Origin of the sequence: uncultured Gimesia sp. (assembly GCF_937919775.1) — a bacterium.
Lineage (GTDB): Bacteria > Planctomycetota > Planctomycetia > Planctomycetales > Planctomycetaceae > Gimesia.
Genome location: NZ_CALFPF010000321.1, coordinates 1 through 8,529, shown reverse-complemented (window position 1 = coordinate 8,529; position 8,529 = coordinate 1). Strand labels below are relative to the sequence as shown.

The 8,529-nt window shown below is 49.2% G+C and carries 9 protein-coding genes; 7 read left to right on the top strand and 2 right to left on the bottom strand.

All coding sequences use genetic code 11. The annotated features are described in order from the left end of the window. From Q0294_RS08845 to Q0294_RS08815, 7 genes are all read left to right on the top strand, one after another. Positions 1 to 757: peptidoglycan recognition family protein (locus Q0294_RS08845; protein ID WP_366917936.1), on the top strand; the 757-nt coding region annotated here is incomplete at its 5' end. A 62-nt stretch (positions 758 to 819) separates the two neighbouring features. Beyond that, entirely contained in the window at positions 820 to 1,596 is a 777-nt protein-coding gene (locus Q0294_RS08840; protein ID WP_299463526.1) for a hypothetical protein, read from the top strand. A gap of 225 nt (positions 1,597 to 1,821) precedes the next feature. Further along, entirely contained in the window at positions 1,822 to 2,127 is a 306-nt protein-coding gene (locus Q0294_RS08835; RefSeq protein WP_299463523.1) for a hypothetical protein, read from the top strand. A gap of 359 nt (positions 2,128 to 2,486) precedes the next feature. Next, the gene (recO, locus tag Q0294_RS08830; protein WP_299463520.1) at positions 2,487 to 3,233 is read left to right on the top strand and encodes a DNA repair protein RecO; all 747 of its coding nucleotides are present in this window, start codon (positions 2,487 to 2,489) and stop codon (positions 3,231 to 3,233) included. Between the two features lie 37 nt (positions 3,234 to 3,270). Further along, on the top strand, positions 3,271 to 4,734 hold the full coding sequence (gene bamD, locus Q0294_RS08825) for an outer membrane protein assembly factor BamD (protein WP_299463517.1): 1,464 nt from the start codon (positions 3,271 to 3,273) through the stop codon (positions 4,732 to 4,734). 46 nt (positions 4,735 to 4,780) lie between these two features. Then, positions 4,781 to 5,302 carry an LPS assembly lipoprotein LptE gene (gene lptE, locus Q0294_RS08820; protein WP_299463514.1) on the top strand — a complete coding sequence of 174 codons (522 nt, stop codon included), beginning with the start codon at positions 4,781 to 4,783 and terminating at the stop codon, positions 5,300 to 5,302. A 231-nt stretch (positions 5,303 to 5,533) separates the two neighbouring features. Further along, positions 5,534 to 6,658: a PASTA domain-containing protein gene (locus tag Q0294_RS08815; protein ID WP_299463511.1), complete on the top strand. Its 1,125-nt coding sequence runs from the start codon at positions 5,534 to 5,536 to the stop codon at positions 6,656 to 6,658. Between the two features lie 58 nt (positions 6,659 to 6,716). Here the strand turns inward: Q0294_RS08815 and smpB are convergent, their stop codons facing one another. Continuing rightward, entirely contained in the window at positions 6,717 to 7,211 is a 495-nt protein-coding gene (gene smpB, locus Q0294_RS08810) for an SsrA-binding protein SmpB (protein WP_299463508.1), read from the bottom strand. A gap of 168 nt (positions 7,212 to 7,379) precedes the next feature. Beyond that, positions 7,380 to 8,129: a hypothetical protein gene (locus tag Q0294_RS08805; protein ID WP_299463505.1), complete on the bottom strand. Its 750-nt coding sequence runs from the start codon at positions 8,127 to 8,129 to the stop codon at positions 7,380 to 7,382. Positions 8,130 to 8,529 lie beyond the last annotated feature (400 nt).

Here is an 8,529-nt window from a genome sequence, read left to right as displayed (position 1 = left end):
GGCTGTCAGGGAGGGCAGCAATATGAAGGGCATCATAATGTGTTGCGTTGCGATGTTGCCGGCATTTGAGATCTCAGGCTGTACCCAACGTACATCCCTGCCTCCCGTGACGATTAATTCGCCTGCGCCGATCCGACAATATCCCTCTCTGACTGCGAAACCGGCACCGAATGCCCCGCTGTTTATAACGCCCCCCACGATCGCCATTGAACCACAAAATCCCTGGAAACCTGATGCTGAACCGCGTGACTGGGAATATATCGTGATTCATCATACTGCCTCAACCACGGGGAGTGTGGAAAGCATTCATGAACTGCATAGTAAGAAAAAAGACAAATCCGGCAATTCCTGGCTGGGTATTGGTTATCACTTCGTCATTGGAAATGGAAATGGCATGCCCGATGGTGGCATCGAACCCACATTCCGCTGGCGCGAGCAGATGCACGGCGCGCACGCAGGAGACAACAAATACAACCAGAAAGGGATTGGGATTTGCCTGGTTGGAAATTTTGAAAACGAACCCCCGTCCGAAGCACAATTGGCGGCCGTCAAGAAACTGGTCGGGGTGCTCAAAGCAGAATACAAAATTGCCGGTGAAAATGTACAAGGACATCGCGATGTCAAAGCGACGGCCTGTCCCGGAAAATACTTCCCCATGAGCGAAGTGGCTGCGGCTGTTGACCTGCCTGTGATCCTGGGAGCCACCTCCCCACAAGCTCCAGTTCAGTCCACAAAAATTGCATTGGCTCAGGAATAAGCTACCGTTACTCCCCACATTTAAGACTTACCTCAGACTTACTCACTGAAAGTAAAACGACAATGGATTATACACAGCGTCTTAAATGGATTGAAAACGTGATCAACGCAGAGAGGGCGGAGCTCACGCAATCCCTGCCTGTTGACAGAATGACGGGAAATCGCTGCCCGTCTGATACGTTGATCAAATTACCGGTCAAACATGTCTCTCTGTTTCGCCCGGAAAAATACGAATCCGGATATGCGTATCCTCTGGTGATCTGGTTGCATCCGGACAGTGGCTCCGAACATGATTTGCATGAAATCATGCCGCAAATCAGTCTGCGGAATTACCTGGGCCTTTCGTTCCGTGCCCCTGCCATTGATCCTGCTGCCCCTGCGAATGGTTATCATTGGCCCGACAGCCACCTGTTCGTGAAACAGTTTGCCGACAATCTCCAGCAGACCGTGCAGGAGCTGAAAAAGGTGCTCAATATTCACGAGGGGCGAATCTATCTCGCAGGAACAGGAGCCGGTTGCTCTGTCGCTACGAAATTGCTGTTACAGGCGCCCCGCTTTTTTGCAGGCGCTGCTCTGCTGAAGGGGCACTTCAACAAAACAGACTTTCAAAGCACAACCAGTGTCAGCCTGAAAGGCAAACGCATTCTGGTGGACCATCGGCTCGCCGATGACTCGGACAGCCAGATCTCTTCTCAGTGGGTCACACGCATGTGGGAAAGCACTGGTGCAGACATGCAGGCTGTGAATTCGCTGAAGGCAGATCTGAACAACGAATCGGAACTGCTGTCGGCCCTCGATCGCTGGTTCATGGAAGGGATCTCGACGGCCTGGCTCGTTTGAAGATTCCCAGGCAGTTTCTTCTAACTCACATGTTTTAGTGTACGTGTACAGTTTTAGTTGCGACGATTAATCCGTTTATGCAGAAGTTTCCTGTTGTGAGGCCCTTGATCAGACCGATAAATAAAGCGGAATCCTGAATTTCTCAGCATTCCTTTCGCTGAAACATGAAAATGGCCCCGATGGGCTGTTCGCTTTATTCTACTGACTGGCAAGGAGAGAACTATAATGGTGCGGCGTCTCATGCTCGCAGGGTTGTTCCTGTTTGTGGTTGGGTTGGCCACGTCTACTTTTTCGCCTTCCGATGCAATGGCGGCCGGTAGAGGACAACCCACTGACTGGAATCGATTTTACTACTACCCCTATGTTTATTATCCCCAGAATTTCCAGCGACCACAGGGAAGCTACGATAATCTGTATTACCGCTATCCGGAAAATATGAGAATTCCCGTCTACAACAAAGACTGGCACAATTTTTATCCCACTGAGCGACCTTACCACAAAGGCAGTCACTTCATTCTGGACGTTTTTTAAACGCCACCACAGGATTGGCTAGTCGCTGACACAATGAAAAAATATCAAACAGAGACTGCCTTCGGGCTGTGGAAAAATCTGATTACACTCTCTTTTTGACGGTGTGTCTCCAATTGAGCGCTAGTTGCCGTTCAGCAACATAAAAGCCTGCGAAGTAATTCGCAGGCTTTTTTATTTCCAGCGGCTTGATCGTGATTTCAGGCTGTGCTCCTTTTCAGAATCGATGTGAACTGCCTAAAATCAAACGAGGGAAGTTCGCGCAGTCCCGGCAGCGTCGTATTGGCGGGGTTGTTGCCTGAGACCCGCTCAATCCGGACGTAGGATCGAGTGAGCGCAGTAATTTTGATCCGGCAGCATTTATGTCCAATGAAAAAACCGAAGGCTTGATTATCCGGCTGGCTGACTTCAGTGAGTCGAGCAAAGTCATTACCTGGTTTACCAGGGATTTTGGGAAGACTGCGTCTTTGGCGAAAGGTGCAAAGAGACTGAAAAGCTCGTTCGAGGCTGCTATTGACTTGCTGGCCACATGTCGGATAGTCTTCATCCGAAAATCTTCCGGCGGGCTTGATCTATTGACCGAAGCCCAGCTTGTGAATCGTTTTCGCCCTTATCCTGGAAGTCTTTCCAACCTGTATGTGGGTTACTACATTGCCGAGTTATTAGACGCTCTGACTGAGGAATATGATCCTCATCCGGAACTCTATGATGCGGCGTATGCAGCCTTACAACACCTGCAGGAACATGATGATTTCCGGAAATCGTTGATAAAATTTGAGTTAACCATTTTAGAGGAGATCGGTCAGCTTCCCCAGTTCGAATACTGTGCCGGGTGTGGTCAGGAATTAGGGCAGTTGGAATCGTATCTTTATGACGCCAGTAACGGCGGCCTGTATTGCCGGCATTGTGAGCAGCAGCGACACGGAAACGTGCGTGTTTCTCGAGGCACAATCGCGGTATTACAAAAGCTGTCAGACGAAACTACACAACTTTCCCAGCGATTGAACTTATCCCTTCAACAACAACGAGAGATTCGACAACTGCTGTCCACAACCATGTCCCATATCCTGGGTCGCCGCCCTAAAATGGCGCCCTATCTGCAACTATAAACAATTCATATCCTCCGGGTGGAAGTCAGGGATGACCATGTCCACTTATGATTTACAAAATAAATCTTCATGTGTGTCCCGCACCATGCTCCATTGTATGACACTGGTGTTGTGCGGATTGATTTCGGGCTGCGCGATGTTTGGCGAAAAGTCTTCCAATTTTGCTGCGCTGAAACCTCCCTGGTCAAAAAAGAGCGAGGTAGATAATCCGACGATTAAAGGTGTGCAGGGGCCGATGCAGCGCGTCATGCAGGCGTCACTCTGGAAAAAGAAACAGAGTTCAACGTTCATTGAGCCGGCTTTAGGGGCGGCAGAATACAAACTGGCGAACGAAAAATTCCAGGCCAAGCAATACAAAGAGGCCGAGAAGGAATTCAAAGCCATCGTCAAGAAATATAAAAATGATCCGATCAAGGAAGATGCCCAGTTCATGGTGGCGGAATGCGAATATGAACAAAAAAAATATTCGTGGGCACAGGACAGCTACGATCAACTGTTGCTTGATTTCCCCTCCACGCGGCATCTGGACGATACCACAAAACGACTCTTTACCATTGCCCGTTACTGGCTGCAGGAACCGTCGATTGTCACCGGCAATGATATTCAGCAGGTCAATCTGGAAAAGCCGGGGTCAGAAACTCCGGAAATTCCCAGTGATGGCAAGCAGCGGAAATCGCGGTGGGCACTGGCTCCGAATTTTTTCGACCGCTCGCGCCCCGTCTTCGATACCGAGAACCGGGCTCTGGAAGCTTTGAAATCCATCTGGCTGCATGACCCCACCGGCCCGCTGGCAGACGATTCACTGATGCTGACAGCCAGCCATTACCTGAAAAAAGGGCGTTACATGGACGCCGACCGCACTTTCAGCCTGCTGCGGGAAGAATATCCCAAAAGCCCGCACCTCAAAGATGCCTTCATGCTGGGAACTCACGTCAAACTCATGTCTTATCAGGGACCCCAGTATGACGACACCGTACTGACTGACGCGGGACAACTGAAAGAGACCACCTTACGTCTCTTCCCGGAATCCGAACAGGCTCGACTCAAAGATGAGCTGAAAAAAATTGAACAGGCCAAAGCCAAGCGGGAATGGGAAAACGTGCAATACTGGATGCGGCGCAGCAAACCGAAGTCGGCAGCCATTTATTGTAACCTGCTGATCGAACATTATCCCACATCCACTTTTGCGAATCAGGCCCGGGAATTACTGGCTGAATTAGGCGCGGAGAATACCAGCCATCTCTGGGCGAACTATGCCACGCCGAAAAAGCCGACTGAGGAACAACCGGAACCGAAAAAATCATTTCTGCCAGACCTGCCCGGCCTGCCGTCATTTGGAAAAGCAGATTCGACTCCCACTCCCGTACCGGCACCAGCCAAAACACCTGCCGCCAGTCCGGGGCTGGAACCACCGGCTCGTTTGAAAATGGATGATCTAGGTGAACCGATTAGAAAAATCCCCCTGGAAGAAGATGCGGAACCGGCAAGAATCAAACTTTAAAACCTGTTACTTCGTGGCAGAAAACTGATTTCTGTTGAATAAATTCATGGAACGTCTTGTGGTCAATTTGTTACTGCTGTCACTGCTGTCGATCGATCTGACAGGCTGCGGATATACGGTTGGAAATTCTTATCAACCCGATGTGCAGACGGTTTACGTACCGATCTTTGAAAACAAGACATTTCGCCGCGGATTCGAATATCAGTTAACAGAAGCCGTCCAGCAGAGAATTCAATCACGCACTCCCTTCCGCCTGGCGAAAGGGGTCGAAGCAGATACCAAACTGACCGGCACCATTAAACAGATCAACAAAAGTGTACTGGGGACAACCCAGAATAATGACCCCCGGAATCTGAACCTGCAGTTTGTGGTGGAGGTGACCTGGGAAGATATGCGCAGCGGCAGAATTCTCTCTCAACAGCAGGTTCCCATCACTGCGGATGTCGTAAATTTAGTATCACAAGCCTCTTTTGCACCGGAAGTCGGGCAATCGCTGGCGACGGCGACGAAAACTGCGACAGACAGTCTGGCCAACCAGATTGTCCAGTTAATGGAAGCCCCCTGGTAAAGAGCACAGACAAACACGGATAGTCAGGATTTTTGATTCCTGATACACTGCGGCCACGTGTGGTCATAGACCATTTCAGAACTCACAACAACGTAAAGCAACCCCCCACCTCACTAAATTGACCTATCTTCTTCAACAGAACGGATTGCTCAATCATATCGGGCCAACAGCCAGTTTCACTGGCTCATCGATCAGCCAGAACGGCAATTCAGGGAAGGATTTGGATAACAAATGAAATCGAAACTGGTTTTACATCAAAGTGCTCTCGTTTTCACCTGTTGCACCGCATTGACATTGCTGCTGATCAACAATGAAGCACAGGCACAACTGGATCAAGGTAACCAACTTCCTGCACCGGCCGACGAGGTTCTACCGAAGGATCTGGAGAATATCCTCGAAAAATGGGCAGTCGAATCGGGCAAGATTAATAAACTGGAAGGCAGTCATACTCGTTACTGGTATGATGATGTCTTCCAGGTGGAAAAACTGTCGAAAGGCAAATTCTATTACGAACAGCCGGATAAAGGCCGCATCGATATTACCGGTGAGGAAGTTCCCAAAGGGGCGCAGGGTAAGAAGCGAAACGCGAAAGGCCAACCTTACCAGTTGAAACCGGGAGACAACGAACGCTGGATCTGCGACGGCAATCGGATCTTTTCGATCAATGAAGACGATAAATCCTATGAAGTCTATCCGATCCCTCTGGGAGCGCGTGGAGCGAATATCATGGAGGGGCCGCTGCCATTCCTGTTTGGCATGCCGGCGGCGGTGGCCAAAAAACGATACTTTTTGAAGTTATTAGAACATTCTCCGCAACGGATTATCATAGCCGTGAAACCCCGCCGACAATCCGATGCCGCCAATTATAGTGAAGCAAAAGTCATGCTGGATTCGAACACGTATTTACCCCATGCGGTACAACTGATTCATCCGGGTGGAAACCAGTCGACCGTCTATACCTTTCAGGACGTTGTTGCGAACAAAAGCAGAGGGCTCATCGGTGGTCTGTTTGGCAAAGATCCATTTGTCCCCGATCTCGATAAATACCGATTGCAGGGAAAAGTACCGGCGGTTGCTGAAAACAATAACATGGAAAGGCCCATTCAAAACGCACAACCCGTTCAGCAAGTGACGTTCAAAGTTCCTTTGATGATAGGAAAAGATTATAAGACCGCGCAAAAAATGTTGGAACAAATGGGATTCAAAACAAAACTCCTTCCGGGTAAACCAGTGACCGAAGCCGGACAGCTCAAGTACCATGTCTACTTACAGAAGCCACAAGCAGGAACTCCTGCAATGAAGGGGGAGTTAGTTCAACTTGTCCTATATACCGAACCTAAAGTCGGTGAAGAATAAGGTCTGACAAAACAACTCACGCGGAACCGTTAAAGCCCTTTGAAGATATCAAAGGGCTTTAATTATTCCGGGCGCGCATCGCGCGCTGGATATCCAGGCGTGCGGTCTCCGATTTGAGCTTCTCGCGTTTGTCATGTAACTTGCGTCCTTTGGCGATTCCCAGTTTCACCTTCACCAGGCCGCGTGTAAAATAAACGCTTAACGGAATCAGCGTCAGGCTGGACTTTTCGCCTTGCTCTGCAAACTTCTTGATCTCGGCTTTTTTCATCAGCAGTTTGCGCGGGCGTCGAGACTGGTGGTTCATCGTGTTGGCCTGAGGATACAGGGCAATATCGCAGTTATACAACCAGACTTCGCCATCCTGCATCCGGGCGAATGCCTCTTCAATGGAAATCTTGTTCGCGCGAACACTTTTGACTTCGCTGCCCGCCAGGATAATTCCACAGTCCAGCGTATCCAGAATCTCATAATTGTGCCGTGCTTTGCGATTCTGACAGACGGTACGTGAGTTGGGGTCTTCTTTCGAAGCGCTCTTTTTCCCTTTTTTACCCATTGCCCAAATCTCCACGCACAATAAAACCAAAACCACTGCAGACACGGAATTGGTGATAGATCTTGTTTTCAAACTGAAGTTGACCGAACTCGAAAGCAACCTGCGCTGCTGAATGCATTCTAGAAGCGACACCGATGTCTGACAACAGGTTCAGCCTTCGGCGCTCTTTTAATTATTGTCTTGTCTGACCTGAACCTGCAGAGCCCCCAGCATGCGGGTGATCTGTTTTTCCTTGCTGGAAATGAAAGGCACATTGTCCAGTACAATCGCCCGGGGTTCATTCCGGGGATGCAGGACCAGACGACCTGACCGCAGCAGGAGATATTCAAAGATATCACTGATCTCTTTATCAATTTTTAGATTGGGGGCGGAAAAGCGTTCCAGATCACTTAAAAAACCATGATGATGCAGCAGCTCGTTCCCTCTCACTTCCCAGTAGTCAAAGCGGACACTGATACCCACGCCAATAAAAATCAGCCCCATGATGCCGGAAAACATCCAGTACATCTGGGAATTGGCCCACGGACGTAAACTCTTCAGAAAGCTGGTCAGGGAAGGTACGATGTCCGGGTTGAATCGCAACAGCATCCAGACCCCCATAAATATCGCCACACCAAGAAAGAACAGCGTAAGTGAAGTGGTGCGGGGGAAGTCAAACGCCATCACCATCATGTTGATGCCAAAAACTGCCAGAAAAATTAACGCCATGATTTCCGCCATGTGCTCACGGTCCCCGCCGATGTGGGCGGATTCGCCTGCAATCGTCATGAAAATCGCAGCCACAATTGACACGAGTAAGGTCGGATAAAGAAATACAATTTTGGGATACGAAATTAAATAAATACTGGAAGGGTGCTCATCTTTGTGGGACCCCTGATTCATTTCCTGTTCGCCACTGGTCTTGGAATCTTCAGCCATGATCGAATCCCTTATCTGTAATCGCTTGTTGACTCAATTGCTTTAAAGCACAATGCGGACGTTTCGTCTTTATTTGTGAAACGCGTTCATCTCTGAAATGGATCACAAAACCAGCAGTAACTTTTCCGATTTGATGTGATTTCCGCGCTGGTGTCCCGCCTGAAAAACCGCATCCACAGCTCCCGCATCCCGATTTCGGCACTGCCTCTTCAAACCGGCAATAGTAGACGTGATCAGACAGGACTTCAAGGCTGCTGCTCGTCTGGAAAGTCATACGGCACGCAGAACATAAGCCGTTTGGTGGTATGCACTGTGTTGTATCTCCTTTCGCATCGAAAACAGTGCCCATTTTGTCTTCTCAAACGATTATGAGCAAAAATCGATCTATTTTGTATAAAAT